The 26,520-nt window shown below is 66.3% G+C and carries 26 protein-coding genes; 7 read left to right on the top strand and 19 right to left on the bottom strand.

Annotation, left to right across the window (positions count from 1 at the left end; translation table 11 throughout):
* Positions 1–151 precede the first annotated feature (151 nt).
* The 5 genes from I6N89_RS14340 to I6N89_RS14320 form a co-directional block, all read right to left on the bottom strand.
* Complete coding sequence (locus I6N89_RS14340) at positions 152–610, bottom strand: SgcJ/EcaC family oxidoreductase (RefSeq protein ID WP_207019119.1); 459 nt, start codon at positions 608–610, stop codon at positions 152–154.
* The gene (locus I6N89_RS14335; RefSeq protein ID WP_207019118.1) at positions 588–1,232 is read right to left on the bottom strand and encodes an SDR family oxidoreductase; all 645 of its coding nucleotides are present in this window, start codon (positions 1,230–1,232) and stop codon (positions 588–590) included. The genes I6N89_RS14340 and I6N89_RS14335 overlap by 23 nt, the downstream gene beginning before the upstream one ends.
* A complete protein-coding gene (locus I6N89_RS14330) occupies positions 1,232–1,660 on the bottom strand; it encodes a DUF1178 family protein (protein ID WP_207019117.1) in 429 nt (142 codons plus the stop codon). The genes I6N89_RS14335 and I6N89_RS14330 overlap by 1 nt, the downstream gene beginning before the upstream one ends.
* An 84-nt stretch (positions 1,661–1,744) precedes the next feature.
* Positions 1,745–2,950, bottom strand: coding sequence for a 3-deoxy-D-manno-octulosonic acid transferase (locus I6N89_RS14325; RefSeq protein WP_207019116.1), 1,206 nt, complete (start codon positions 2,948–2,950; stop codon positions 1,745–1,747).
* A gap of 85 nt (positions 2,951–3,035) precedes the next feature.
* Entirely contained in the window at positions 3,036–3,620 is a 585-nt protein-coding gene (locus I6N89_RS14320; protein ID WP_076696120.1) for an HNH endonuclease, read from the bottom strand.
* 447 nt (positions 3,621–4,067) lie between these two features.
* Between I6N89_RS14320 and I6N89_RS14315 the strand changes: the two genes are divergently transcribed.
* Complete coding sequence (locus tag I6N89_RS14315) at positions 4,068–5,039, top strand: acyltransferase family protein (protein ID WP_207019115.1); 972 nt, start codon at positions 4,068–4,070, stop codon at positions 5,037–5,039.
* 187 nt (positions 5,040–5,226) lie between these two features.
* Here the strand turns inward: I6N89_RS14315 and I6N89_RS14310 are convergent, their stop codons facing one another.
* Both I6N89_RS14310 and I6N89_RS14305 read right to left on the bottom strand, forming a co-directional pair.
* Positions 5,227–5,625, bottom strand: a complete 399-nt coding sequence (locus I6N89_RS14310) for an excinuclease ABC subunit B (RefSeq protein WP_207019114.1) — start codon at positions 5,623–5,625, stop codon at positions 5,227–5,229.
* A gap of 38 nt (positions 5,626–5,663) precedes the next feature.
* Entirely contained in the window at positions 5,664–5,906 is a 243-nt protein-coding gene (locus tag I6N89_RS14305; RefSeq protein WP_207019113.1) for a hypothetical protein, read from the bottom strand.
* A 66-nt stretch (positions 5,907–5,972) separates the two neighbouring features.
* Here I6N89_RS14305 and I6N89_RS14300 point away from each other — a divergent pair, with 66 nt between their 5' ends.
* The gene (locus I6N89_RS14300) at positions 5,973–6,776 is read left to right on the top strand and encodes an I78 family peptidase inhibitor (protein WP_207019112.1); all 804 of its coding nucleotides are present in this window, start codon (positions 5,973–5,975) and stop codon (positions 6,774–6,776) included.
* Positions 6,777–6,850: 74 nt separating this feature from the next.
* Positions 6,851–7,414 (top strand): REP-associated tyrosine transposase, encoded by a 564-nt coding sequence (locus tag I6N89_RS14295; protein WP_207019111.1) that lies wholly within the window; start codon positions 6,851–6,853, stop codon positions 7,412–7,414.
* Positions 7,415–7,480: 66 nt separating this feature from the next.
* Here the strand turns inward: I6N89_RS14295 and uvrB are convergent, their stop codons facing one another.
* On the bottom strand, positions 7,481–9,679 hold the full coding sequence (gene uvrB / locus I6N89_RS14290; RefSeq protein ID WP_207019110.1) for an excinuclease ABC subunit UvrB: 2,199 nt from the start codon (positions 9,677–9,679) through the stop codon (positions 7,481–7,483).
* A 433-nt stretch (positions 9,680–10,112) separates the two neighbouring features.
* Between uvrB and I6N89_RS14285 the strand changes: the two genes are divergently transcribed.
* The 3 genes from I6N89_RS14285 (at position 10,113) to msrB (ending at position 12,117) form a co-directional block, all read left to right on the top strand.
* A complete protein-coding gene (locus I6N89_RS14285; protein ID WP_207019109.1) occupies positions 10,113–10,424 on the top strand; it encodes an ETC complex I subunit in 312 nt (103 codons plus the stop codon).
* 471 nt (positions 10,425–10,895) lie between these two features.
* Complete coding sequence (locus I6N89_RS14280; RefSeq protein ID WP_419247624.1) at positions 10,896–11,444, top strand: fasciclin domain-containing protein; 549 nt, start codon at positions 10,896–10,898, stop codon at positions 11,442–11,444.
* A 208-nt stretch (positions 11,445–11,652) separates the two neighbouring features.
* Positions 11,653–12,117, top strand: a complete 465-nt coding sequence (msrB, locus tag I6N89_RS14275) for a peptide-methionine (R)-S-oxide reductase MsrB (RefSeq protein ID WP_207019107.1) — start codon at positions 11,653–11,655, stop codon at positions 12,115–12,117.
* Between the two features lie 392 nt (positions 12,118–12,509).
* On the opposite strand, the gene I6N89_RS14270 is transcribed toward msrB, so the two are convergent.
* Positions 12,510–13,136: a DnaJ domain-containing protein gene (locus I6N89_RS14270; protein ID WP_076702853.1), complete on the bottom strand. Its 627-nt coding sequence runs from the start codon at positions 13,134–13,136 to the stop codon at positions 12,510–12,512.
* Between the two features lie 75 nt (positions 13,137–13,211).
* On the opposite strand from I6N89_RS14270, the gene I6N89_RS14265 reads away from it, so the two are divergent.
* Positions 13,212–13,469 carry a BolA family protein gene (locus I6N89_RS14265; protein ID WP_207019106.1) on the top strand — a complete coding sequence of 86 codons (258 nt, stop codon included), beginning with the start codon at positions 13,212–13,214 and terminating at the stop codon, positions 13,467–13,469.
* An 18-nt stretch (positions 13,470–13,487) separates the two neighbouring features.
* On the opposite strand, the gene I6N89_RS14260 is transcribed toward I6N89_RS14265, so the two are convergent.
* The 10 genes from I6N89_RS14260 to I6N89_RS14215 form a co-directional block, all read right to left on the bottom strand.
* Entirely contained in the window at positions 13,488–14,015 is a 528-nt protein-coding gene (locus I6N89_RS14260) for a DUF4177 domain-containing protein (RefSeq protein WP_207019105.1), read from the bottom strand.
* 290 nt (positions 14,016–14,305) lie between these two features.
* A complete protein-coding gene (locus tag I6N89_RS14255; protein WP_207019104.1) occupies positions 14,306–15,496 on the bottom strand; it encodes an acetate/propionate family kinase in 1,191 nt (396 codons plus the stop codon).
* Positions 15,497–15,562: 66 nt separating this feature from the next.
* A complete protein-coding gene (gene fabI / locus I6N89_RS14250) occupies positions 15,563–16,327 on the bottom strand; it encodes an enoyl-ACP reductase FabI (RefSeq protein WP_207019103.1) in 765 nt (254 codons plus the stop codon).
* Between the two features lie 223 nt (positions 16,328–16,550).
* Entirely contained in the window at positions 16,551–17,894 is a 1,344-nt protein-coding gene (gene glmM, locus I6N89_RS14245) for a phosphoglucosamine mutase (RefSeq protein WP_207019102.1), read from the bottom strand.
* Positions 17,884–18,894, bottom strand: a complete 1,011-nt coding sequence (folP, locus tag I6N89_RS14240) for a dihydropteroate synthase (protein WP_207019101.1) — start codon at positions 18,892–18,894, stop codon at positions 17,884–17,886. Before folP ends, glmM begins: the two co-directional genes overlap by 11 nt.
* Positions 18,895–18,942: 48 nt before the next feature.
* Entirely contained in the window at positions 18,943–19,866 is a 924-nt protein-coding gene (locus tag I6N89_RS14235) for a dihydroneopterin aldolase (RefSeq protein WP_207019100.1), read from the bottom strand.
* 194 nt (positions 19,867–20,060) lie between these two features.
* Positions 20,061–20,696, bottom strand: coding sequence for a cell wall hydrolase (locus tag I6N89_RS14230; RefSeq protein WP_207019099.1), 636 nt, complete (start codon positions 20,694–20,696; stop codon positions 20,061–20,063).
* Positions 20,697–20,860: 164 nt separating this feature from the next.
* On the bottom strand, positions 20,861–23,416 hold the full coding sequence (locus tag I6N89_RS14225; protein ID WP_207019098.1) for a putative PEP-binding protein: 2,556 nt from the start codon (positions 23,414–23,416) through the stop codon (positions 20,861–20,863).
* Between the two features lie 183 nt (positions 23,417–23,599).
* Positions 23,600–25,843: a glycine--tRNA ligase subunit beta gene (glyS, locus tag I6N89_RS14220; protein WP_207019097.1), complete on the bottom strand. Its 2,244-nt coding sequence runs from the start codon at positions 25,841–25,843 to the stop codon at positions 23,600–23,602.
* Between the two features lie 131 nt (positions 25,844–25,974).
* On the bottom strand, positions 25,975–26,490 hold the full coding sequence (locus I6N89_RS14215) for a DUF6446 family protein (protein WP_207019096.1): 516 nt from the start codon (positions 26,488–26,490) through the stop codon (positions 25,975–25,977).
* Positions 26,491–26,520: the final 30 nt, after the last annotated feature.

The following is a 26,520-nucleotide window of genomic DNA, read 5'->3' as shown; positions in this document are numbered from 1 at the left end:
CTGGTTCGCGCCGACGGTAGCGCGTTCACGCGCGGCGTAAAGAGGAGATGGCGGGAATGCGCTCTTGTGAAAAAAATGCGTGTCGCGCGGGAGGCTAAGCTGCTGTCTGCGCAGGCGAAAACGGCATGTGCCGAGATCTGGCGGCCGCGGCTTAGTCTTGGCGGTAGTCGGCGGGACGAAGCGTGCCGTCATTCACATGGGTTTCCATGCCGGGCACCACATCGGTGTTCTGTGCCGCCACCGCACGCCAGCCCTCGGGGCGGTCTTGCAGCACGAAGAGCAGGATGGTCTGGCGCGGCCCGGCGATGCCGCCCTCGGGCAGGCGCTGGCCGGTCAAGGTGAAGCGGCAGCGCACCACCGCGACATCCGCACCCAGCCGTCGCACCGCGATGCGGCCCGGTCTCAGTTCGGTTTCGGCGAAGAAGCTCTTGAGCGCGTAATCATGCGGGGCGGCGATGCGCTTGCGTCCGGTCCACCAGAGCCCGGTGACATTCACGAACTCCGCGTCCTCGGTGAAAAGCGCGGCGATCTCGGCGCCCTCGCGTGTCGCCCAGGCGCGGGCGAAGGCGGCGGGGAACTCTTCGGGCTCAGAAGGCCAGCGGCTCGCCATCATAGGCCTCGAAGCAGCCGGTATTGCCGAGCCCCAGCGCCTCCAGCCGGTCGGCAAGTCCGTTCGCGGAGGCATCGGGCGTGATCGCGGCGGCGCTGCCGCCCATGTCGGTCTGCACCCAGCCCGGGTGATAGATGCCCACCGCGATGCCGAGATGCTTCAGATCGACCGCGAGGTTGCGCCCGAGATTGAGCGCCGCGGCCTTGGAGGCGCGATAGATATAGCTGCCGCCGGGGGCGCGGGCGTCCGAGCCCATATTCGAGGAGATGATCATGATCCGGGGCGCCTCGGCCTGTTGGAGATGCGGCAGCAGCGCCTGCACTGTGAGGAATACGCCGGTGACGTTCACCGCGAATTCATCGGCCCACATCTTCGCCGGGAAACCGTCGGCCAGGTTGTGCCCCTTGTCGAGATAGACGCCGGCATTGCAGATCAGTGCGTCCAGCGGTTGGCCTTCGAGCCGTTCGGCCAGCGCCGCGACGGAGGCGGGGCTGGTGACGTCGAGCTCCTGATATTCCGGGTGGCCGCGGGCGGTGCCGATGACGGTGTGGCCGCGGGCGCCGAGCGCGCTGTCGAGCGCGGCGCCGATGCCGCGATTGGCGCCGGTGATCAGGATGCGCATCAGTTGCTCTTTCTGGAGGGACGGAAGGGAAGGGGCGCGACGGGAATGCCGTCTTCGACCAGCTTGCGCGCCTCGTCGCCGCGCGCCTCGCCCCAGATCGCGCGTTTGGGCTGGTCGCCCTCATGCATGGCGCGGGCCTCACGGGCGAAATCGCGCCCAACATAATCGGAGGTCTTCTCGATCTCCGCGCGCAGCTCGCGCAGCGCCTGTTCGGCGGGCGAGGCGGGGGCGGAGAGCGGCGCGGTGTCAGCGGGTTTCTCGGCGCCGGCATTCACGCGGGGCGCCATCAACTCTTTCTCGACCTCGGAGGAGCCGCAGACGGCGCAGGTCACCATGCCGGCGGCATGCAGCTTGTCGAAGGCGCTCGCGGACTGGAACCAGCTGTCGAAGTGGTGATCCTGCGCGCATTTGAGGGAATACTGGATCATGGTCGTTCACCCGTAAGTGTCCCTTATGACCTAAGCCTTTGGCGGGAAAGTTCAAGCGGAACGGATCGTCCGGCGAGGCGGTGCTCAGGGGGCCAGCCGTTGCGTGATGCCGGCGGCCAGCGTCTGCGCATCGGCCTGCGGGCGCAGCGCGGCCTGCGCCGCCGTGCCTTGGGTCTGCTGGGCGGCCTCGGCGGCAAGCGCGTTGAGCGCTCGGGCCAGCTCTTCGGCATCGTGGACCAGCGTCGCGGCGCCTTGTGCGTGCAGCCGGTCGAAGCCGGGGCGGTGTTTGGCGAAATCCGGGCCGTGCAGCAGGGCGGCGCCATAGGCGGCGGGCTCGTAGGGGGTGTGGCCACCGACATCGCTCAGCGTGCCGCCGATGAGGATGCGCCCGGCCAGCGGGTAGAGCAGCCCCATCTCGCCCATGGTGTCGGCGAGATAGACATCGGCGCCCTCGGGGGCGTCGCCGGCGCTGCGCCGGGCAACGCTCAGCCCGGCATCGGCGATCAGGCGCAGCAACGCCTCGGCGCGGCGCGGATGGCGCGGGGCGAGGATCAGCCGCAGGTCTGGCTCGGCCCCGCGCGCCAGGCCATGGGCCGCGAGCACGATCTCTTCCTCGCCCTCATGGGTCGAGGCGGCGAGCCAGGTCTTGTCGCGCGCGAAGGCCGACGTCAGCGCCGGGTCGCGCCGCGTCTCGGGGGTGTAGAGCGCCTTCAGGTCGACCACCGGACCGGTGGCGGCCTCGGGCAGCCCGGCGGCGCGGTAGCGCGTCCGCGAGCCCGCGTCCTGCGGCGAGAGCCAGGCTATGCGGCGCAGCAGCCGCGCTTGCAGTCCGCCGAAGAGCCGCCAGACCCGCGCGGTGCTTTCGGTCAGCCGCCCGCCCATGACAAAGACCGGGCCGGGGCAGGTGAGCACCCGGTGCGGCCAGAGCTCGGATTCCATCGCGATATGGCCGCGCACGTCCCAGCGCCGGTGCATGCGCCGCGCCACCCGCGCCAGATCGAGCGGCGCCAGCCGGGCGGCGAGCCCCCAGCCTTGCGCCAGCGCCACGCCGGTGGCGGAGTTGCAGGTGATCAGCAGTTTGAGGTCGGGGCGGGCGGCTTGCAGCGCGGCGATCAGCGGCCTTGCCGAGGCCAGCTCGCCGTTCGAGGCGGCGTGCAGCCAAAGATGCGGGCCGGGCTCTGCGGGGCCGCGCGCCAGCCGCTGGCAAAGCGCGTCACGGTCGCGCCGCAGCGCCAGCCGGGCGAGTACACCCAGCGCAAAGACCGAAACGAGCAGGCGATAGAGCAGCATGACACCCTTTCCTGGCGCGCCGAGGCGCCCGGCAGCGGCTTAGGCCGGGCAGGGCGGCGAGGCAAGCCCCGGAGGCTCGGGCGGCTCAGGCCTCCAGCTCGGCGTCCCAGTAGAGGAAATCGAGCCAGCTGTCGTGCAGGTGGTTGGGCGGGAACTTGCGCCCGACATTCATCAGCTCGGACGCGCCGGGCTGGCGCGGGATCTTGCGCAGCGACATGTTCGCCTTGCGCAGCGATTTCGAGCCCTTCCGGAGGTTGCAGGGCGCGCAGGCGGCGACCACGTTTTCCCAGCTGGTGATGCCGCCAGAGGCGCGGGGCACGACATGATCGAAGGTCAGCTCGCCCTTGGATCCGCAATACTGGCAGCGGAATTCGTCCCTCAGAAAAAGATTAAAGCGCGTGAAGGCCACGCGCTTTCTCGGTTTGACGTAATCTTTCAGCACCACCACGCTGGGTATTTTCAGCGTCATCGAGGGGCTTCGGACCTCCTCGTCATATTCGGCGATGATGTCGACCCGGTCGAGGAAGGCCGCTTTCACCGCCTCCTGCCAGGGCCAGAGCGAAAGCGGATAGTAGGAAAGCGGTCGGTAATCCGCGTTCAGCACCAGCGCCGGATGTTGTTTCAGCGCCGATGGTTCTCTTACGAAATGCGTTCTGAAGTCGCCGTCCATGGAATGACTCGTTCCCTGCCCTGTCTGCCCGTCTAGAAGCACCAGAGCGGGACGACCCGCCCCAGCTTGAAAACACTATATCTCGCGTTTCACGCCTGGCAAGTCTCGCAAGATGCAGTGGTCGCACCAGAGGTAGCGCGCTTTGGTAAAGCTCATATGACAGGCGTTTTTGTGCCTGGGCCGGGGTGTGGCGTTCGGAGCGATGCCGCCGTTGCGCGTCGGCTCCTAGGATTGGGCGAGTTCTGAGGGGATTTTCAATCTTGCGTAGAGTGCTCGACGCTGCGAGTGTCGGATGCAGATGTGACGTCGGAATCGCTCGCTTTATACAAGTAGCTGTTCTCCGACCTTATGCCGGACCAACCAGTTGTGAATTCTGTCTGTACCAGTCCCTCCGCGGTTGGCGAAGTCGCGCGCAAACCCTTTGCTGTCGCCGGCGATCTGCGCACATTGACGTCTCTGCGTTTCTTCGCCGCCTTCTGGGTTTTTCTGTTCCACCTGAGCCTGCGCATCGAGCTTGCCGACGGTTGGGTCTTGTCGGTGATCCGCAACGGGGCCCGCGCGGTGGATTTCTTCTTTATCCTGTCGGGCTTCGTGATCCTGCATGTCTACGGAGACCAGATCGCGGCGCACCGGTTTTCGATCCGGCGGTTCATGGTCAAACGCCTGGCCCGGATCTATCCGCTGCATCTTACGCTGCTGCTTGTGTTTGCGCTGCTGGCCTGGGCCGGCGCCCGGCCCGCTGAAGGGCTCTGGGCCTCGCTCTTGCTGCTGCATTCCTTTGCGACGACGGATGGGCTGGTTCTGAACGGGCCGAGCTGGACGATCTCGGCAGAGATGTTTGCCTATCTGCTCTTCGCGCTGGCCGGCCCGCGCCTGCGCGGGCTGCTGCCGCTTTGTCTCGCCTTCGGCGTTAGCGCCGTGCTGGCCCACCTGCTGGCGGTTGCCCTCGGCGCATCGGCCTTCCTGCACCTGACCTGGGATTTCGGCGCCCTGCGCATCGTGCCGCTGTTTCTGCTGGGGATGATCCTGCGGCTGATCGCTCCGCATGTCTCGGGCGCGGTTTCGGCGGTGCTGTTTGTGCTTGGCCTGGCGATGCTCTTCGGTCTGACGTGCGACGCCACAGCCGGCTATCCGGTCCTGCTCGCCTTTGCGATGCTGATCCTGGGCGGCGCCGGTCTCTCTTCCAGGCGCGCCTGTCCGACCAATTCCGCACTCCTCGTCTATCTGGGCGAGATCTCCTATGCCATCTACATGGTTCATCTGCTGCTCATCTGGGTTTGCCTGGATTTTCTCCCGAAGCTCGGCATTCCGGTTCCCTCCTGGCCGCTGGTCACGCTGGCGCTGCTGCTCGTTTCGTCGGCGAGCTATCACCTGCTGGAAAAACCCGCGCGGCGCTGGATCGTCCGCAGGTTTGCCTGACCGAGGCGGCAAGGCGGTGGGCATATGCTGGCATCGGGGAACGTCGCCGGAGATGTAACGTGGCTTAGGAGATGTGGGGATGGTGGCGCCTGGGGAGATCGCCCCTGACCTCGTCATTGCGAACGACGCGCTCTCCCTGCTGAGCTAAGGCCCGAAAAGCGCGGGGTTGCGCCAATGCCGGGGGCTGTCAAGAGGGCGGTGTTTCCGGCTCGGGGAAGGCCACGCGGCACCGCTCCATATCGGCTTCGGCGGCACGGCGCAGATCGGGCAGGGCGCGGGCGAGTTCGGCGTCGCGGGCGCGCAGCGCCGCCGCGTCGACCGGGATCCGCCGCGTCACCGGTTGCGCATCGGTTTCCCAGCACGGGTAGAGCTGGCCCGCGCCGCCGGCGCACCAGCGAAAGCGCGTCCGCTCCTCGAACTTGGTCTCATAGGTGAAGCCCCGCGCCAGATCCTCGGCGATGCGCTGCCGCTCCTTCAGCGCCGAACGCCAGGGGCCGGCGGCATCGCTCAGGCAGCGCTCCTGCGGGGTGGCGCAGGCGGCGAGCAGCAGCAGTCCGGTGAAGGGGATCGCGAGAATCGGGCGCATGGAGGTAATTTATGCCGGATATGCGCGCTGTCGATCCCTCAATGTAACCGTGCGGCGATGCGCAGGGTCTGGGTGTCGATCTGCCACAGCCGCGCGGGGATCGGGGTGCCGGCGCGGGTTTCATAGGCCGAGAGCTGCAACTGGCCGCCTGCAAGCTCGCCACCGGCGCGGCTGCCATCGGCGAAGAGCACCACCACCGGCCCGTCGGCGAGTGCTCCCTCCTCGACGCGGCACAGGGCCCCGGGGTAGAGATGGGAGGATGGGGCGGAGAGTTCCAGCATGGGCGCAGTCTGCTGTATTCCGCGCGGTGGCGAAAGGCGGCGCTTTGGATGGATCGGGAGGACGAGATGACGAAGTTGCACTTGGTTGCGCTGGGTGCGGCGCTGCTTTTGGGATGTGGCGGGGCTGGTGCCGAAACGCCGGTGAACATCGCCCGCGGCGTGCCCTCGGTCACGGTCGAGACGGAACACGGCCCGGCAGAGATCTCGCGCATTCAGGATCCGGAGCACCGGCTGACCGGCGACTGGGCGCGTACATCGCGCCCCTGTCCGGATTTCTGCATTCAGCCCATGCAGCCGGCGCCAGGCGTGACCACGATCGGCGAGCTGGAGCTGCTGGAAATGTTGCAGGATCCCGAGGCGCTGGTGATCGACAGCCGGACGTCCGACTGGTTCCGGCAGGGCACAATCCCCGGCGCGATGAACATCCCCTACACCTATATCATCGACGAGCTGGGCCGGCTCGGGTGCGAGCCGGATTTCGACGGCTGGGATTGCGCGGAGGCGAAGCCCGTCGCGCTCTTCTGCAACGGGCTCTGGTGCGGTCAGTCGCCCACCGCGATCCGCAATATGCTGGAGGCGGGCTATCCGGCGGAGCGGATCTTTTACTATCGCGGCGGCATGCAGAGCTGGCGCCTGCTGGGGCTGACTGTGAGCGGCAGCGAGGGTTCGGCGGAGAAGGCGGAGGGGTTGTGCAACCCGTCCGGCTACGCGGCGCTGGTCGGGCAAAACATCGCCGCGGTGACGCTGCCCGCCGGCGAGCAGATCCGCGTGCTGCGCGAGGGCCAGCCCGCGACGATGGATTTCAACCCCGCAAGGCTGAATATCGAGACGGATGAGGACGGCGTGGTGCTGCGGGTTTTCTGCGGCTGAGTAGGGTGGGTAATCTGCCCACCGCCGCCTCGTACTTAACCCGTCCTTTACCGCTTTCGCGTCATATCGGACGGATGCCGAATTACCGTCGATTGCAGATGCCCGGGGCGTCGTATTTCTTCATCGTCGCGCTGGCGCGGCGGCCTTCGGCGTTATTGCTGGAACATGTCGATGATCTGCGCGGCGCCTATCTCGACACCATACGCGAGGCGCCGGTGTTCTGCGACGCGATGGTGATCCTGCCCGATCATCTGCACGCGGTCTGGACGCTGCCGCCCGGCGACAATGCCTTTCCCGAGCGCTGGCGCAAGATCAAGGCGCGGTTTTCGAGGCGGGTGGGTGCGGGGTCTGCCGGAACAGGGGCGGTGGGCAGAATTGCCCACCCTACGCGGGTCTCGTCCAGCAAACGGGCCAAGCGCGAACGCGGAATCTGGCAGCGGCGCTATTGGGAGCACATGATCCGCGACGAGGCGGATTACCAAGCGCATGTGGCCTATTGCTGGGGCAATCCGGTGCGGCACGGGCTGGCGGCACAGCCCTCGGATTGGCCCTGGTCGTCGATCCATCGCGACATTCGCTTGGGGCGCGTCGATGCGGATTGGTCGGGCGGCTTGGGCGAGGGGATGTTCGGCGAGTAGGGTGGGCAATCTGCCCACCATTCGCTCTTCCGGCCCGGCGCAATGACGGTGGGCAGATTGCCCACCCTACCGCTTCCGCCGCTTCACATTCCCGCCGCGCTGGCCCGGGCGGCCCGCCGTGGAGCGGCCCGAGGATTTGACCGCCGCGTCCGAGGCCGCCTCGACCGCCGATTGCCGCGCCAGCGGGTCGTCGTGCACCGCGAGGTCCACCGCCTCCAGCCGCTTGATCTCGTCGCGCAGCCGCGCGGCCTCCTCGAACTCCAGATTCTCGGCGGCCTTGCGCATATCCGTGCGCAGCCCCTCCAGAACTGTTTCCAGATTGGCGCCGGCGCGCTCCTTGTCGACCACCGCCGTCACCCGGTTCATGTCGACATCGCCCTGATAGAGCCCGGCCAGAATATCCTCGACATTCTTCTTCACCGTCGCCGGTGTGATGCCATGCTCTTCGTTATAGGCGATCTGCTTCACCCGCCGCCGCTCGGTCTCGGCCAGGGCGCGCTCCATCGAGCCGGTGATGCGGTCGGCATACATGATGACGCGGCCCTCGGCATTCCGCGCCGCGCGACCGATGGTCTGGATCAGCGAGGTCTCGGAGCGCAGGAAGCCCTCCTTGTCCGCGTCCAGAATCGCCACCAGCCCGCATTCCGGTATGTCGAGCCCCTCGCGCAGCAGGTTGATGCCGATCAGCACGTCGAAGGCGCCGAGCCGCAGGTCGCGCAGGATCTCGATCCGCTCGATCGTGTCGATATCGGAATGCATGTAGCGCACCTTGATGCCCTGCTCGTGCATGTATTCCGTCAGATCCTCGGCCATGCGCTTGGTGAGCGTGGTGCAGAGCGTGCGGAAGCCGTCCGCCGTGACCTTGCGCACCTCGTCGAGCAGATCGTCCACCTGCATCTCGACGGGCCGGATTTCCACCTGCGGATCCAGCAGCCCGGTGGGACGGATCACCTGCTCGGTGAAGACGCCGCCGGCCTGCTCCAGCTCCCACGCCGCCGGGGTGGCGGAGACAAACACCGATTGCGGGCGCATCGCGTCCCATTCCTCGAATTTGAGCGGGCGGTTGTCCATGCAGGAGGGCAGCCGGAACCCGTGCTCGGCAAGCGTGAACTTGCGCCGGTAGTCGCCCCGGTACATGCCGCCGATCTGCGGCACGGTGACGTGGCTTTCATCGGCAAAGACAATCGCATTGTCGGGGATGAATTCGAACAGCGTGGGCGGCGGCTCGCCCGGGGCGCGACCGGTGAGATAGCGCGAATAGTTCTCGATGCCGTTGCAGACGCCGGTGGCCTCCAGCATCTCGATATCGAAATTGGTGCGCTGCTCCAGCCGCTGCGCCTCCAGCAGCTTGCCCTCGTTCACCAGCTGGTCGAGCCGCTGGCGTAGCTCTTTCTTGATCTGCACCACCGCCTGATTCATCGTCGGTTTCGGCGTCACGTAATGCGAGTTGGCATAGACCCGGATGCGCTCGAAGCTGCCGGTTTTCTGACCGGTGAGCGGGTCGAATTCCGTAATAGCCTCAAGCTCTTCTCCGAAAAAGCTCAGCTTCCACGCCCGGTCTTCGAGGTGGGCGGGCCAGATCTCCAGCGAATCTCCGCGCACCCGGAACGAGCCGCGCTGAAACGCCTGGTCGTTGCGGCGGTATTGCTGGGTGACCAGATCCGCCATGACCTTGCGCATCTCGTATTCGTTGCCGGCAATCAGATCCTGGGTCATCGCGCCGTAGGTCTCGACCGAGCCGATGCCGTAGATGCAGGAGACCGAGGCCACGATGATCACATCGTCGCGTTCGAGCAGCGCCCGTGTGGCCGAGTGGCGCATCCGGTCGATCTGTTCGTTGATCTGGCTTTCTTTTTCTATGTAGGTGTCCGAGCGCGCCACATAGGCCTCGGGCTGGTAGTAGTCGTAATAGGAGACGAAGTACTCCACCGCGTTGTCCGGGAAGAAGCCCTTGAACTCGCCGTATAGCTGCGCCGCCAGCGTCTTGTTGGGGGCGAGGATGATCGCAGGGCGCTGGGTTTCCTCGATCACCTTGGCCATGGTGAAAGTTTTGCCGGTGCCGGTGGCGCCCAGCAGCACCTGATTGCGCTCGCCCTCGCTCACCCCGGCGGAAAGCTCGGCGATGGCGGTGGGCTGGTCGCCGGCCGCCTGGAACTCGGTCTGCATGACAAAGCGCTTGCCGCCTTCGAGCTTTTCACGCTCGCGCACATCGGGGGCAGGTGCGTGCATCGCCGGGGCGGACTTGTCGGAATGGGCATAGGGCATGGGAGGTTCCTCGACCGGACGCCTGCCAGAATTGTCTTCGCAGCGCGGAGTTTCAAGGGGCCGTGACGCAGCGGCGCGTTGCATGAAAAACGGGCAGAGCGCCGCCCGTCTCAGGAACTGGTCGTAACGCGTTAGGAATAAGCGACAATCGGCTTACGTTAGGTCATTTGTCGCTCATACAGCGACAGGTCGGGCACGTTTTTCGATTGATAAAAGGGGCGGGCGATACTTACCTTTTCCCTGCAAGCAGTGGCATCGCCCCCGATCGGAGCGCACAACCCACCCCTCGCTCCCCCGTGTCTCTTCGATGGAGCGTGCCCTGTTTGCGCCTTCCTGCCGCGACGCGCCGCGAAATGTCGGCAAAATAGCGCGGATCCCTTGCCCTGTTGGGTCAAATCCCCGATACCGTTTCATAATGTTCAGGAGGGATTCCATGCGCGCACGGATTTACCAGCCAGCCAGGACGGCAATGTCCTCGGGCCAGGGCAAGACGAAACACTGGATTCTCGAATTTGCGCCGAGCGAGCCGCGCGAGGTCGATCCGCTGATGGGCTGGACCTCCTCCGCTGATACCCAATCCCAGGTGCGTCTGAGATTCGATAGCAAGGCGCAGGCGCTGGACTATGCCAAGGAACATGGCATCGAGGCGATTGTGACCGAGCCGCACAAGCGCAGCCCGAACATCCGCCCGCGCGGCTATGCCGAGAATTTCGCGGTCGACCGCAAGGGCGCCTGGACCCACTGAGAGCTGTGGCGGAGTCCTGCCCGCTGCCGTTCGCGGAGGGCGGGCGAGGGATATGAACGATATCGTCTTTCGCGGCGGGCCTATCTTTGACGGCAAGCGATCGCGGGTTGGCCACGTGCTTCGCGTGGCTACGATCCTCTGACGCCCGGGGGGTTATTGATCCTCAGGTGAATGACGGCGCCACGGTCGTCGGTCTCACGCGCATTTTCACGCCCTTGCCGTTCGGGCGATACCGCTATCCTGCCACCTTACTCCATCGACACGGGCGCCTCGCGATTGCAGAGGGCCCGCAGGCCCGCATCTCGCGCGGCCGCCGGCGGGGCTGCTGTGGCGCGGGGTTGCGTTAGGGCTCTCCCTCACGACTCCGTGAAGGCAATATCTGAAACTTCCGGGCCACGCGCTGCGTGACTTCGGGCAGGACCGGCCAGAGCGGACCGGTCGATTGTCAATTCGGAGGAATCACAGATGACCATGTTCAAGACCGCCATTATTGCCACTGCCCTCTCCGCGCTTGCCGCTCCGGCTTTTGCCGCAGAGAACCCCATGGTCGGCGGTGCGCCGATGTATGCGGACAAGACCATTGTCGAAAACGCGGTGAACTCCGCCGATCACGAGACGCTGGTGGCTGCTGTGAAACAGGCCGGCCTGGTCGATACGCTGAATTCCGAGGGCCCCTTTACCGTCTTCGCACCGACCGACGCCGCCTTCGACCGGATTTCGGACGAGAGTTTGAGCCAGCTTATGATGGACGAGCACAAGGCGCAGCTCGCGGAAATCCTGACCTGCCATGTTGTTGCGACCAGCGCCATGTCCGACGCCATCGCCGGCATGATCGCCGATGACGGCGGCATGCATCCGGTGCCGACCGTCGGCGGCTGCACGCTTCAGGCGAAGCTGGAGGGGGGCACGATCACTCTCACCGACGAGCAGGGCCGGTCCGCCAATGTCACCATTGCCGACGTGCAGCAGTCGAACGGCGTGATCCATGTCATCGACCGTGTGCTGCTGCCCGCGATGTAATGCACGCGCATGCCCCGCGTCGCGAGGCGCGGGGTAAAGGGATCCGTCCGGCCAACCCGGAACTGTCGGGCGGTAGCAAGCGCATGAGGAGCGGCGAGCCTTAGCGATCCCCAAGATGACAGGGCTCTCGCGCAATCGTGCGTTGCCCCCGGCTGGACGAAAACCGGCCGGGGGCGCATCGTTTAAGGGGATAATCAGGAGGAGAGCCATGACCCGCCGAGGATTTCTCGCCACCACCGCCGCGGCCCTGGGGCTCGGCGTCACCCGCGGCAGCGCCGCCGAGCGCTTCGAGATCAGCCGAAGCGAGGCCGAATGGCGCGCGATGCTGAGCAACGCCGAATATCGTGTGATGCGCGAGGAGGGCACCGAGCGCGCCTTTACCTCACCGCTGAACGACGAAAAGCGCGACGGGACGTTCCTGTGCAAGGGCTGCGAACTGCCGCTGTATGCGTCGGAGACGAAATTCGACAGCGGCACCGGCTGGCCGTCCTTTTATCAGGCGCTGCCGAATGCCGTTGAGACAAAGCCCGACCGCAAGCTGTTCGTCACCCGGACCGAATGCCATTGCCGGCGCTGCGGCTCGCATCTCGGCCATATCTTCGACGACGGTCCACCGCCTACCGGAAAGCGTCATTGTATCAACGGGGTGTCGCTGACGTTCCGGCCGGTCTGAGATCGGAAAAAGGACGTGACGCGCAGGCCCGGAAAACGGTGAGGCCTGTGCGCCCAGGGGATCGGCGCACAGGCCCCGTTCGGTCCGTGAGTGCCCGGAGCAGGGAGTCCGGATACGTTCTGGCGTAAGAATACCGCCATACCTGCAACTTAGCACAACCTTTGCGGGTGTGTCTATTATTGGAAACGCGTGTAACGAAAAAATACACGACTTATCGTAAACAATAACGGCGAATTGTCATCTATTGGGAGATAATTTCAGGATATCGTCCCGTGAATTGCCATTGATTTGGGCGCGCCCCCATTTAAAAGGCGCGCCCTGTGTCGAATCAAAAAGCTTTATTGGAAGCAGAGACCGCGAGCGCCCAACAGCGAGACGCCTGCGCAACGGCATCATTTGAAGTTGCGGCTGTCCTTGATCTGATCCCAGGCCCAGACCACCTCTTGCAGCTGCTCTTCCTGCGACCGGTCGCCACCGTTCATGTCCGGGTGCAGCACCTTGATGAGCTTTTTGTAGGCCTTGCGCACCTCGGCCTTGGTCTCGGCGCGCTCCACCTCAAGGATCTCCAGCGCGCGCTTTTCGGTCGGCGGCAGGCGCCGCCCGCTGTTCTGTGCGCCGCGCCCGGGGTTGCGGGTGGCGTTATCGCCCAGCACCTGATGCGGATCCTCGATGCCCAGCCGCGCCCAGGCGCGGGCCTCGGGGTCGCGGTAATCCTTGGTCTTGCGCTCCCACACCTTGTCGGCGCTGTTCTGCGCATTCATCTCGGCTTCGGTCTTGCCGTCGAAGAAACTCCATTGCGCGTTATACTCGCGCACGTGGTCCTTGCAGAACCAGTAATATTCATCCAGCACGTCCGGCGCCTTGGGGGCGCGGAACTTGCCCGGCTCTTCGCAACCTTCGTGATCGCAGATACGGGTGGACGTCTCCTGTTCGCCGGACATGCCACGTCGTCCGCGCGGGTTCTTCTTCTTCGAAGACTTCACCGACATATCGAAACCGAAGGGGTCACTTCTGCTCATGGTCTCACCTTTTCGACTCGGACGAGGGAGTTTAGACAATCCTCAGTCAGTTTGAAGAGGGCAGGAGGCGGAAATTTGTCACGCTCGGCGGAAATCGAAACACGGCTGCGCGAGGCGTTCGCGCCGGCAGAGCTGGATGTGCGAAACGACAGCGGCCGGCATGCGGGCCATGCGGGCGACGATGGCAGCGGCGAGAGCCATTTTCATGTGCGTATGCGGGCGCCGGCACTGGCGGGCATGAGCCGCGTGGCGCGGCACCGCGCGGTACACGCGGCGTTGGGGGCGGAGCTGACCGCCGCGATTCACGCGCTGTCGCTCGATCTCGACGGCTGAACGCCGCCGGTCGGGGCGCTACTCGGCGGCGGAGCTTTGCCGCAGCCGGGCGGCACGGTCGGTCAGCACGCTGCTGGGCCCGTCGAGCAGAGCGGTGCCCTCGACGCCATTGTCGCTCTCGTAGCGCAAGAGGCTGTCGCGTTGCGGAGCCTCTTCCTCGGGCTGCTCGGGGGCAAAGGGCGGCGTTTCGTTGACGGGCGCGGAGGCGTCTGCGACGGCCGCGGCCGCGTCTTCCGGCTCGGCCAGATCGGGCGCGGCGGCAATGCGACGGTCCGCAAGCTCCGGCGCGTCCTCGCCGCTCGTTGCGCTTTCAGCCTGAACGCGGCGAAACACCAGCAGATTCCGCCAAACCGTCTGGCTCGATGTAAGGCCGCTGCGCTCTTCGCTGGGCAGGGTTTCGGCGCGCTGATACTCCCAGCCCTGGGCGGCCATTTCGTTCATCAGCCGCTCGATGGCAAAGGCAAAGCGCCCCTCGGCCCCCTTGACCCCCCGGGTCTTCTCGCCCCTGGCCGGAGCCGGGACGACCTTGTATTCGTAAATCGCCATAAGACAGCACTTTCGCGTTTCGTTTCCGAAGTCTAGCAGCGTGGTGCCGTGCCGTCACCCCAAAGGAATACCCGGGGAGCGGCTCACGGTTCCGCCCCCCGGCAACGGGTGAAAAATTGGTTCTCGATATATGCGGTTCAATCGGTTTTGACCCGCCGCCGATCTATCCTGGAAGCGGTGCCGAGCGTCTCACGGACCCGGTGACGAAGGGGTAGCATGGCGCGCGCGATCCCGCCGAGTCATGCATTCCTTACGTTGGGGAAATTGAATGTTAGCGTGGGCCTGTGTTTTCATCCCCTGGCGTCGAGGAAATCCTTGGCGGCCCGCGCGATCACCAGCTCCTCGTTGGTCGGCACGACCATGACCCGCGCGCGGCTCATATCGGTGGAGATCACCGTGTCGTTGCGCCCGTTGCGCTCGCGGTCGAGCTCCAGCCCGATCCAGCCCATGCCCTCGCAGACCCGTTCGCGGATCAGGCGCGAATTCTCGCCGATGCCGCCGCAGAAGACCAGCGCGTCGAGCCCGCCGAGCGCGGCCGCCAGCCCGCCAAGCTCGCGGCGGATGCGGAAGACGAAATAGTCGATGGCCTCGTTCGCCTCCACGGTGCCGGCGGCCTCCAGCGCGCGCATGTCGTTCGACAGCCCCGAGAGGCCCAGCAGGCCGGATTTCGAATAGAAGAGCTGGCGCACCTCGTCGATGCTCATGCCCTCCTGCTGCACCATGTAAAAGATCACGCCCGGGTCGATCTGACCGGTGCGTGTGCCCATGGGCAGCCCGTCGAGCGCGGTGAACCCCATGGTCGAGGCGACCGAGCGCCCGCCGATCATGCCGCACATAGAGGCGCCGTTGCCCAGATGCGCGACGATCACCCGCCCCTCGTGGATCAGTGGAGCGATGCGTTTCAGCTCGCCCGAGATGTAATCGTAGCTCAGCCCGTGAAAGCCGTAGCGCCGCACGCCCTTGTCGTAATATTCGCGGGGCAGGGCGAAGACGTCGTTCACCTTGGGGTGGGTGCGGTGAAAGGCGGTGTCGAAACAGGCGACCTGAAGCGCGTCGGGAAAGGCCTCCACCGCCGCGTCGATGCCGGCAAGGTTGTGCGGTTGGTGGATCGGCGCAAAGGGCGAGAGCCGGCGCAGCTCTTCCATGACTTCCGGGGTCAGCACCATGGGCCGGTCGTAGCTCGGCCCGCCATGTACCACGCGGTGACCCACGGCGCTGGCCTTGGCCCTCGGGAACGCCTCGCGCAGCACAGCCAGCGCGGTGGCCAGCGCCGATTTGTGATTGGCGGCTTCGGCGGGTGTCAGGTCGCGGCTGACCGGCGACCGGCCCGGGCCGAAGCCGGCCTTGAGACGCGGTGCCTTGCCGATGGAGTCGATCAGCCCCACCGCCATTTCCGTGGGCGCGCCGGAGATGTCGAAGAGGCCGAATTTCAGCGAGGAGCTGCCGGCGTTGAGGGTGAGGGCGACGGGGGTGGTGGTCATGGTCAGGCTCGGTACTTGCAAGGAAAAGACAGAGCCAGCGGAGACCGGCCCGATGTCGTGCGCCGTTCAGGCGGTGATCGAATAGCCGCCGTCGATCTCGTGTACGCCGCCGGTCAGATGGCTGGCCTCGCGCGAGGCGAGAAAGGCGGCCATGGCGCCCACATCCTCGATGCCGGCGAGCAGATGCATCGGCGCGCGCTCGGCAGCGCTCATCAGCAGCTCGTCGAAATGGCCGATACCCGACGCGGCGCGGGTCTTGAGCGGCCCGGGCGAGAGCGCATGCACCGAGATGCCCTTTTCCCCAAGCTCGGCGGCGGCATAGCGCACGGCGCTTTCCAGCGCTGCCTTGACCGGCCCCATGATGTTGTAATTCTTCACCACCCGGGTGGAGCCCGAGAACGAGACCGTCAGGCAGGTGCCGCCATCGGCCATCAGCGGCTCGGCCAGCCGGATCATCCGCAAAAAGGAATGCACCGAGACATCCATCGCCAGCTTGAACCCATCGGCAGAGCTGTCGACGACGCGCCCGTGCAGGTCGTCCATCGGCGCGAAAGCGATGGAGTGCAGCAGCGTGTCGAGCTTGCCCCAGCGCGCGCCGATCTCATCGAACACCGCTTCGAGCTGGCCGGGTTCGCTCACGTCGAGCGGCAGCACGATCTCGGCCTCGAGTTCCTCGGCGAGCGGGCGCACGAAGCGCTCGGCCTTGTCATTGAGATAGGTGACCGCGATCTCGGCGCCCTGCGCACGCATCGCGCGGGCACAGCCCCAGGCGATGGAATGCTCATTGGCGATGCCGACAACAAGCGCCTTCTGGCCTTTGAGTGAAAACATGGCGCGTCTCCTGCTGATTCGAGCGTTGCAGTGTCTCCTCCAGCTTCCGCACTAGGCCATGAACGTGAAGTTTCTGCATTGCGGCATGTCAACAAACATCCGAAAAGGCGAGGAAATAAGCGCCGCCGCGTCGCGACGGCGAGCGACCGGGCACCATGTCGCCTTGCAGGGAGGGTACGGCAACCGAAACGTTCCCGAGAATGGCGGGCCGGTCTTTGCGCGCTCAGACCGCCGCCTGTACCTCGGCGACGATACTGTCGACCACCCGGGCCAGCAGCGCCTCGTCCTCGCATTCCGCCATCACGCGGATCAGCGGCTCGGTGCCGGATTTGCGGATCAGCAGCCGCCCGCTGCCGTTCAGCGCGGCCTCGGCCTCGGCGATGGCGCCCTTTACCGCTGCCGTTTCCAGCGGTGCCTGCCCGGCGGCGAAGCGCACGTTCTTCAAGAGCTGCGGCACCGGGTCGAAGCTGCGCGCCAGCGCCGAGGCGGGCTGGCCGGTGCGCACCATCTCGGCGAGGAATTGCAGCCCGGCCATGAGCCCGTCGCCGGTGGTGGCATAGTCGGTCATTACGATATGGCCCGACTGCTCGCCGCCCAGGTTCCAGCCCTGTGCGCGCATCGCCTCCACCACATAGCGGTCGCCCACCTTGGTGCGCGCCAGCGACAGGCCGCGGCCCTGAAGGAAGCGTTCGAGCCCGAGATTCGACATCACCGTCGCCACCAGCGTGCCGCCGGCGAGCCGGTCTTCCGCGGCCCAGCGGGCGGCCATCAGCGCCATGATCTGGTCGCCATCCGCCACCGTGCCGGTCTCGTCGATCAGGATGATCCGGTCGGCATCGCCATCGAGACAGATGCCGATATCTGCGCCATGGGCCACCACCGCCTCTGCCGCCGCCTGCGGCTTGGTCGAGCCGCAATTCTCGTTGATGTTCAGGCCGTTGGGCGAGGTGCCCACGGGAACGACATCGGCGCCCAGCTCCCAGAGCACCTCCGGCGCGGTACGGTAGGCGGCGCCGTTGGCGCAATCCACCACCACTTTCATCCCGTCGAGCCGCATGCCGTGGGGCAGGGTGGATTTCACCCGCTCCTGATAGCGGAACCGTCCGTCGTCGATACGCTTGGCGCGGCCGATATTGCCCGATTGCGCGGGCCGCACGCCGGCCTCGACCAGTGCCTCGATCTCGGCCTCGGCATCGTCCGACAGCTTGAACCCGTCGGGGCCGAAGAACTTGATACCGTTGTCATGCGCCGGGTTGTGGCTGGCCGAGATCATGATGCCCAGATCGGCGCGCATCGAGGGCGTCAACAGCCCCACCGCAGGGGTCGGCACCGGCCCGAGCAGCAGCACGTTCATCCCGGTGGAGGTGAGCCCTGCCGTCAGCGCATTCTCGAACATATAGCCCGAGAGCCGCGTGTCCTTGCCGATCACCACCCGGTGCACGCCGCCCTGTTCGCGGCGGAAATAGCGCCCGGCGGCGCCGCCGATCATCAGCGCCATCTCGGCGGTCATCGGAAACGCGTTTGCGGTGCCGCGCACCCCGTCGGTGCCAAAGAGTTTACGTGTCATCGCTGCCTCCCTGCTCGACCGCCTGCCACAGCGCCAGCGCCTGGCGCGTCGCGGCCACATCGTGAACCCGGACGATCTGCGCGCCCTGGGATATTCCCGCCAGCGCCACGGCAATCGAGCCGGGCGCGCGGTCTTTCGGATCGGGGGCCTCTCCGAGCCGCCCGATAAAGCCCTTGCGCGAGGCGCCGAGCAGGATCGGACAGCCCAGCCCGTGGAACAGCGCCAGCCCGTTCAGCAGCGCCAGATTATGGGCCTGCGTCTTGCCGAAGCCGATGCCCGGATCGACCACGATCTTGTCGCGACTGAGCCCCAGCGCCTCGATCATGGCGATCTGCGCCTCCAGGAAATCGTAGACATCCAGCAGCACGTCGTCATAGCGCGGATCGTCCTGCATGGTCTCCGGGCCGCCCAGCGAATGCATGATGCAGACAGGGATGCCATGGTCGGCGCAGAACGCCGCCAGCTCCGGGTCGAAGGTCAGCCCCGAGACATCGTTGACCAGCGCCGCGCCCGCGCGAATACCGGCGCGGGCCACCCGGGTCTTGCGCGTGTCGATGGAGATCGGCACGCCGGCCAGGGCGCGGATCACCGGCTCGGTGCGCCCGATCTCCTCGCCCACGGCGACCTCCTGCGCGCCGGGGCGGGTGCTTTCGCCACCGATATCGAGCAGGTCGGCGCCCTCGCTCATCATCCGGCGTCCGCGCAGCGCGGCCTCGGCGGCGGAGCGGTCGGAGCCGCCGTCGGAGAAACTGTCGGGCGTTACATTGAGGATGCCCATGATCTGCGGGCGGTCCATCGGCAGACCCAGAAGCGACGGGCGCGGGGCGCTCAGCCGGGCGCGCACTTCCTCAGGCAGCTCAGCGGCGGCGAGCCGCGCGAGGCTGCCGTCGCGCCGGTGGCGGATGACATGAGAGAACCAGCGGGGGCCGCCGGCGAGCGGCAGGGCGTCGTCCGGGCGGGGATTGTCCGAGCGGACGAGGGGGCGGTAATAGTCACGCATGGCTCGTGTCTTGCGACAGTGCGCGGGCTTTGTCCAGCGGCGCGGCGCTCAGCTGTTTCCGACTGTTACAGCCCGGGTGGGGACGGGTGAGTCGGCGGGCGGGGTTTCGCCGATGGCGACCAGTTCGCAGGCCTCGACGAGCCCGGCGAACCAGCCCGCCAGCGCCACCGAATTGCGCGGCTGGCTGGCCGGACCCTGAGCCGCGTCGAGCACGATCTTGGAGGGCGCCCAGATGCAGATCTGGCCGTTCTTCATCGCCCAGTCGAGCTCGGTCCGGGTGGCCACGACCTTGCAGCGCGGATCGCGGGCGGCCAGCACCCAGCCATTCTGTTCGATGGCCAGCAGGTCGATGCGGCGCTGCGCCAGCGGATGCGCCGCCTGCGGGCGGGGCACATCGGGAAGGCCGACGCAGAGGATGAGCGGGGCGCCTTCGGCGGCGAAACCGTCGATCCAGCCGGCCAGTGCGTCGGAGGCGAGGGCGGCGTTCGACAGGTAGGCCACGCGCGGATGCGGCCGGGTCTGGGCGACCTCGTGCAGATGCTCGCCGAAATCGCGCCGGGTGCGCACGATCTCGACCCCGAGCGCACCGGGGCCGCGGTCGAGCTTTTCGATCCGTACGAAGGTGCGCATGGCCTGTGGTTCCAGCAGGATGCGCTCGGCGATGCGTTCGGCGAGCGTCTCCAGCAGGTTGACGCGTTCGGCGGCGAGCTCGGTGGCGATGGCCTCGGTCACCCGGTCGTAGCTGAGGATGCGGTCGACATCGTCGTCGGGCGCGGGGCCGGTCGAAGGCGCGACCTCGACCACCACGTCGAAGCGCACGCGCTGGGTGTGGCCGCGCTCGGCCTGGAAGGCGCCGATTTCGACCTCGCGCACATGCTCGCGCAGGGAGATGCGGTCGCGCGGGGCCTCGCCCTCGGTCGAGATGGCCCGCTCCGACGGATGGGCGAATGCGAGACGGATTTCACTGGCCATGGCGGGGTCTTCCGGCTGGGATCTGCGGTTGTTCGGGCGGCGGTCGGCTGGGGCGGGACAAATCTCTTCGAAGAGATTTGCAAGAGTTTTCGAAAACTCTTGCGCCCGCGGCCGCGCCGCGCTTGCGCGACCTTATCGCAGGTGACGCCGGGGCGCGAGGGCCGGAAACGGCATCTCCGGGCGCGGGCGCGGCGTCAGTTGCTGCTGAGGCGATAGCCCGCGCGGTAGAACAGGTGATCGCCGATCGCGGCGGTGCGGGTGAACTTGCGCGACCAGGAGGGGCGCACCGCATGGGTATGGTAATAGGTGGCGCCGTCGGTCAGCGCACGCGGTGCGCCCGAGAGCATCACCTTGGCGATCTTGGCGACCCGTTCCCAGGCGGCGGGCTCGTTGATATGCTCGGGATGGCCGTCGCAGGTATAGGTGAACTGGCAGGCGTATTTGCGGCCGGTTCCCTGATTGATCACACCGCAGACCGAATTAGGAAAACGCGGGCTGTCGACCCGGTTCAGGATCACCTCGGCCACCGCGAACTGGCCCCGGACGGTTTCGCCGCGCGCCTCGAAATAGAGTGCCTCTGCCAGGCACTGCCATTGCGTGCCGCCATTCGCGGAGGGCTGGCGTGCGAGCCAGCCGGCATCATAGGCAAAGCCGCGTGCCGCTCCGGTCGAAACCGGGGTGATCAGCCCGTCGAGATGGGTTTTCGTGGTGGATTGCAGGCCGCGCTTTTCCAGTTTCACCAGACGGCGGATATTGTCCTGTTTCACTTCAGCAAAAGCCGGCACGGCCACGGCGAGCGCGGCCAGCGCAAATACAAACGCTTTGATCATCTATCCCTCTAACGTCCCAGGTGGCGGTCGTCCCAAAACCGCTCAAAACCCGGGCGTCTTAATAAAATTGTGTCTTTCGGTCCAGCGCAGGGCAAATTTACCGGCGGATTCCGGCCCAAACATATCGTCAACCAGGCGTATCTTGCGGGCGCGCAGGGCTGGACCTACCCGATCTTGTCCCGAATCGCGAGCTGCGCGGCGGCCAGCCGTGCCACCGGCACCCGGAAGGGCGAGCAGCTCACATAGTCGATTCCGGCGCTGCGGCAGAAGGCAATCGAATCGGGATCGCCGCCATGCTCGCCGCAGATCGACAGCATCACGCCGCCATTGCCGCGCCGCCCGCGCTCCACCCCCATGCGGATCAGCTCGCCCACGCCCTCGGGATCGAGCCGGTGGAACGGATCCTCGGCAAAGACGCCCTGCTGCACGTAGTGCGACATGAACCGCCCGGCATCGTCGCGCGAGAGCCCGTAGGTCATCTGGGTCAGGTCGTTGGTGCCGAAGCTGAGGAAATGCGCGTGCTGGGCGATCTCGTCGGCGCGCAGGCAGGCGCGCGGGGTCTCGACCATGACACCCAGCGAATAGTCGAATTCGCGCCCGCGCTCGTTGCGCACAGCGGCGGCCACAGCGTCGATCCTCGTGCGCACCAGCTCCACCTCGCGCATCGCCGAGACCAGCGGCAGCATGATCTCGGGCACAACCGGCGCGCCCTCCTGCGAGGCTTCCAGCGTTGCCTCGAAGATGGCGCGGGCCTGCATGTCGTAGATCTCGGGCACGGCGATACCCAGGCGCACGCCGCGCATGCCCAGCATCGGGTTGTATTCCCCCATGCTCTCCACCCGCCGGGTCACGTCGGAGACCGGTAGGTCCAGCGCCTCGGCGAGATCGCGCAGTCCGGCGCGGTCGGAGGGTAGGAACTCGTGCAGGGGCGGGTCGAAGAGGCGGATGCAGACCGGCATCCCCTCCATGATGCGGAAGAGCTCGATGAAATCGGCGCGCTGCATAGGCAGCAGCCGCGCCAGCGCGGCTTTCCGGTCTTCGGGGCTGTCGGCAAAGATCATCTCGCGCATCGGTGTGATGCGGTCGGCCTCGAAGAACATGTGCTCGGTGCGGCAGAGCCCGATGCCCTGCGCGGCGAAATTGCGCGCGGTGGTGGCGTCGGCGGGGGTGTCGGCATTGGCGCGAATGCCGATATCGCGCTCGGCATCGGCCCAGGACATGAAGACGTGAAAGGCATCGTCCAGCGCGGCCTCAATCATCGCGGGTGCTCCGGCGAGCACCTGGCCCGACGAGCCGTCTACCGTGATCATTTCGCCTTCGCGCAGGCGGCGCCCGTCCTCGGTGATCAGGATCTTGTCGTGCAGGCGGAACCCCATGCGCGCCGCGCCCACCACGCAGGGCAGGCCGAGCCCGCGTCCGATGACCGCCGCGTGGCTGGTCATGCCGCCGCGTTCGGTCAGCACCGCCACCGCCGCATGCATGCCGCGCACATCCTCGGGCGAGGTCTCGCGCCGCACCAGGATGCAGTTCTCGCCGCGCGCGGCGCTGGCCTGCGCCTCGGACGAGGAGAAGACGATTTTGCCGGTCGCCGCGCCCGGCGAGGCGGCGACGCCGCGCCCGATCACATCGCGCGCCGCCTCGGGATCGACCTGGCGGTGCAGCAGCTCCGAAAGGCCGCGCGGCTCGACCCGCATCACCGCTTCCTGCCGCGATATGATGCCGTCCTCGGCCAAATGGACCGCGATGCGCAGGGCCGCGCGCGGACTGCGTTTGACGCGCATTCCGTCGAGAATATGCACGCGGCCGTTCTCGATGGTGAATTCGATCTGCATCTCGGCGCGCAGCTTCTCGCGCATGAAGGCGGCGTAGTCCTTGAGCGCCTGGAACGCCTCCGGCTCCAGCTCCTCCAGCGAGGCGCCGCGCGGATCGCGTTCGAGATAGAGCGCGGCAGGGCCTCCTTCCAGCGCCTCGCGGCCCTGGCTCTGGCTGAGATAGCGCCCGGTGACCTGCGGCAGCCCGGTTTCGGAATTGACCAGCTGCAACACACCTGAGCCGCGTTCGCCCGAGCCGAGCCCCAGCGCCATTTCCTGTACGATAAGCCCCAGCCCGGCATCGACAGGCGCGCCCTTGGCCTGACGCAGCAGCCGCGCGGTGGTGCCTTCCCAGGCGCGCGCCATCGAGCGCAGCACCTCGGCAAGTTGCACCGCCGGATCCTGCGGAAACGGCTCCTCCGCCTCTTCCTCGTAGCAGCGCAGCGCCTCGCTCAGTCCCTCCTGGCCGACGCCCTCGATCTCTTCGAAGACATCCGGATCGAGCCGCGCCACATGGATTGCATAGGCCATGACGAAGCGCTTGTAGAGCGAGGCGGCGGCGGCGTGCCCGATGCTGTCGGACAGATCCACGAAGGTGGCGTCGTTCATGCCGATATTGAGGATCGAGCCGGGCCCGCCCCAGTCGGGATCCTCCGAGGAGGGGCGCACGCAGAGCAGGGCACCCGCCGGAAACTGCGCAAGGATGCGGTCGATATCGGGCAGCTCGCCGGCGGCGATCCTATGCACAGTCTCAAAGCTCAGTGCGACGGTGCGCGGCACCGGCAGCTCAAGCCGGATGAGCCGCTGAAGACACTTCGCCCGCCCCCCATGGGTCGGCGTCGAGACCGGCGCCTTGGGGGTGATCAGGGTGACATAAGGGTCCTGGTCCTGTCGAAGCGTGTCGCGCACGGGGACTCCCTTTCTTTCCGCAGCGCAGCATAACCCGTAAAAGGCGTCTGGCAATATCACCTTTCCTTGCGAAGGAGAGGTTAATTCCTGCCGGGCGTGGCGTCCAACAGCCGTTCGGTGCGCCTGCCGGTGTCAGAAATAGGCGACAGGCGGTTGATCTGAAATGTCTTTTCGCAACCGGCCTCAGCCTTCGAGCTTCGTCAGATCGGCGACCTGAAGGCAGATGGTGCGGATACGCGACAACAGGTTGAGCCGGTTCCGGCGCACCACCGGGTTTTCGGCATTGACCTGCACCGCGTCGAAAAACGCGTCGATCGGCCCGCGCAGCCCGGCCATGGCGCCCATGGCGGTGGCGAAATCCTCGTCCTTCATCGCCGGGACGATCTTGGCATCGGCGGCGTCGAGCGCGTCGAAAAGTGCTTTCTCTTCATTGCTTTCGGCGAATTTCGCATCGGCGCCAAAGCTGTATTCCACCCCGTCCTTCTCTTCGGCCTGGGTGAGGATATTATTGGCGCGCTTGAAGCCCTGCACGAGATTCTCGCCGTCATCGGTGCCCAGAAAGGCCGAAAGCGCCTCGGCGCGGGCGACCAGCAGGCGGATATCGTCGGCGCCGGGCATCGCGAGACAGGCGTCGATCACGTCGTGCCGCAGCCCCTCTTCGCGCAGATGCACCTTGAGACGGTCGTGGAAGAAGGCCAGCAGATCGGTTGACAGATCCGGCACCAACCCCGCGACGGTGCGGAACAGCGAACCCTCCGCCGCCGGATCCTTGCCGCTCAGCTTGTCGAGCAGGGCGTGGAAAGCGGAGCCGAAGACGCCATGATCGGCGATCTCGTCGACCAACGCGTCGAGCGCGGCGAGATCTGCCTCGCTGGCCTCGCCGTTCAGGTGGCGCTTGTGGCGCAGGATCTGCGCGTCGGCGTAGCGGTCGAGCGGCAGGCGCAGCTCGTTGGCCAGCACCAGCCGGATCACCCCGAGCGCCGCGCGGCGCAGCGCGTAGGGGTCTTTCGAGCCGGTGGGTTTCTCGTCGATGGCCCAGAACCCGGTGAGCGTGTCGAGCTTGTCGGCCAGCGCCACGGCGATGGAGACCGGCTCCGAGGGCACCTCGTCGGAGGGCCCGAGCGGCGAATAATGCTCTTCGCAGGCGTTGGCGACCTCGGCGGGCAGGCCCGCGGCTTCGGCGTAATAACGGCCCATAAGCCCCTGAAGTTCGGGGAATTCATAGACCATTTCCGTGCTGAGATCGGCCTTGGCGACGCGCGCGGCCTGTTCGGCCAGCGCCGGGTCGGCGCCGACGGCGGGCGCGATCTCGCGCGCCAGCGCCGCGATGCGCTCGATCCGGTCGCGCTGCGAGCCCAGCTTGTGGTGGAAGGTGACATTGCCGAGCTTCTCGGTCCAGGCTTCCAGCCCCTGCTGCTTGGCGACGCGCAGATCGTTCTCCCAGAAGAACTTGGCATCCGAAAGACGCGCGGAAAGCACCTTGTTATTGCCCGCGAGGATGGTTGCGCCGTGATCCGGCGTTTCCACATTTGCAACCGTGACGAAGCGTTCGATGCGCTTCGTGGCTGGGTTCTTGACCGAAAAGAACTTCTGATGCTCTTTCATCGAGGTTTGCAGCACCTCGGGCGGCAGCGACAGGAATTCCGCGCCGATCTCGCCCATCAGCACCACCGGCCATTCCACGAGCCCCGCGACCTCGGCCAGCAATCCGCGATCCTCGACCACCTCCAGCCCGCTGGCGAAAGCGCGATTTGTCGCGTCATGCCAGATGGTTTCGGCGCGTTCCTCAGCCGAGAGGACGACCTTGGAGCGTTTCAGCCTTGCCTCGTAATCCTCGAAGGACGACACGTCGAAGGCCCCGTCGCCCATGAAGCGATGGCCTTCGGTGGTCTTGCCCGCCCTGATGCCGTCGATATCCAGCGGCACGATCTCGGCGCCGGCCTCGTCGGTCAGAAGGCAGAGAATGCGGTGCAGCGGCCGCACCCAGCGTAGGCTGCCCGCGCCCCAGCGCATGGATTTCGGCCAGGGGAAGTTGCGGATCGTGGCTTCCAATACCTCGGCCACGATCTCCGCCGCCGGGCGGCCCGGCTTTTCGATGATGGCGTAGAGAAAGGTGCCCTTCTTGTCCTCGCGCGCTTCACATTGCTCGCGGGAAACGCCCGCGCCGCGCAGGAAGCCCTCGATGGCCTTTTCCGGCGCATCGACCCGCGGCCCGCGCCGCTCCTCGCGCGTGGCGGGCGAGGCGGCGAGCAGCCCCTCTACGGTCAGTGTCAGCCGGCGCGGCGTCGAGAAACCGGCGGCGCCGGCATAGGTCAGACCGCGTTCCACCAGACCGTCGGTGATGAGCTTTTTCAGATCCTCCGCGGCACGCGTCTGCATGCGGGCGGGGATTTCCTCGGAAAAGAGTTCGATCAGAAGGTCGGGCATGGTCTCACCAAAGCTGGGTTCGCATGGGGGATAACGGGCAAGCGGCGCGGCGTCCAGACCTGGCGCGGGCACAGAGGTCGTTCGGGAGTATTTGCAGAAAGATGAAAGGGAGTTGCGGCGCGCGCGGGGGGTTACTCGCGCGGAGGGCAGTCCTCGCCGAGCGGCGTGCCGTCATAGGCCTTGTCGCCGCATTCGTTGATCTCTTCCCAGATATAGCCGCGCCCGTCGGTGCTGACCGCGATCACCCGGTCGATGCCGTATTCGACATTGCGCTCGGCGGTATAGACATGCGCCTCGCCGGTCTCGATCAGCAGGCCGATTTCCTCGGCCTCGAAGCAGCCGAACCAGAAGGGCGCGTTGCGCGGCTCGGCACCTTCGTAGCGTTCATAGCGCGCGTCCAGCGATTGCGGCGTCTCGGGCGTGGAGAAACAGGCGCGGAAGCGGATCGGTGAACTGGTGGCGTCGATGCCTTCGAACTCCGAATAGGGGATGTGTTCGGGCGCGCCGCCGTCCAGCGGCGTCAGGAACACCTCGCCGGCATCGTCGGCGACCTTGGTGTAGTAGTAGAAGACCTGGAAGTAATAGACGCCGGCGCCGAAGAGCAGGGCGCTCACGACGATGAAGATGGCAAGGATCTTGCCGCTCATTCTGTGTCTCCTCAGGTTTCCGGGTGCCGC

The sequence above is a fragment of the Salipiger abyssi genome (genome assembly GCF_017311415.1).
GTDB classification, from domain to species: domain Bacteria; phylum Pseudomonadota; class Alphaproteobacteria; order Rhodobacterales; family Rhodobacteraceae; genus Salipiger; species Salipiger abyssi_A.
This window is presented reverse-complemented; position numbering and strand designations above follow the sequence as displayed.